The 1,064-nt window shown below is 29.1% G+C and carries 1 pseudogene; it reads left to right on the plus strand.

The annotated features are described in order from the left end of the window. A pseudogene (locus BUE91_RS07145) lies at positions 1-962 on the plus strand (hypothetical protein); the annotation flags it as partial. Positions 963-1,064: the final 102 nt, after the last annotated feature.

The raw sequence follows: 1,064 nt of genomic DNA on the forward strand, positions 1-1,064 counted from the left end.
TAAGCTATGGATATGAGAAGAAATTAAGGTATTTAGATATAAATGTAAATGGAAAGTATAGTTCTTTTGAAGCATGGCACTGGAGTAATATGCCAGGACAAAGAGAACATAGATATGAAATAGAAGGAAAACTAAACTATGATTTAGGAAGAAAGTTTACACTAATTACAGACTTTGATACATATATATCTACCTGGTTTTCAGGAAGAGGAAAAAGATCTCTTCCTTATGGATTAACAATAGGAGCAGGAATAGAATATAATAATACTTTAATAGAAAGAGAAGATTACAAAGATAATATACTAACAGGAATAAACATAAGTCATTATCATTTAAGAAATCAAGACTTTCCTGATGAGGATGGGTACGAGACATATTCAGGCTATCATAAAGGTTTTCTATTTAAAGCATATGTAGGGTATGGATTAAAAAAAGAGTTTGGAGAAAATGGAACAATAAGTTTATTAGGAAAAGTTAGTGCAGATGTTGATAGTCTATATTTTAGTAGAAAAGAAGAACTTGATTATATTGGTATTAAAAAACTATTAAAAGAGGCAGGTAGTTATCTTGAAAACAGAACCCATCTACATGTATTAAAGATTACTTTAAACCATGAAACATCACTAGATTACAGTGCTAACTGGCGAAATACAAGTGCAAATGGGCAATTACCTAAAAGTGATCCAACAAATAAACTATTACATAAAGAAGAAATAAAGATAGAATTAGAGTATAAAAGAGAAGATGTAGAATTTAAAACAGAAAATAAGATTAAAGGAAAGATATTTACTGATAAACTTACTATAGATAAAAATAAATATAATAAAACTGATAAAAAAAATAAAAACAAAGACTTTACAGTATTTTCAGCATATACATCAAATAAAGTAAAGAAGAAAGTAGGAAAAGTAAACTTAAGCTTAGATGCAAGATATAGAGTGTATCAGTTGAAAAGCCAATAGAATATGAAAAGGTAAATGGTTCAGGAGGCTCAGGAAGTGCATCAGGAGCAGTTGGTGGCAAGGGTGGAGCATCTAATGAAATGCAAATAAAAGGATTATGGA

The organism is Streptobacillus notomytis (assembly GCF_001902585.1).
GTDB lineage: Bacteria > Fusobacteriota > Fusobacteriia > Fusobacteriales > Leptotrichiaceae > Streptobacillus > Streptobacillus notomytis.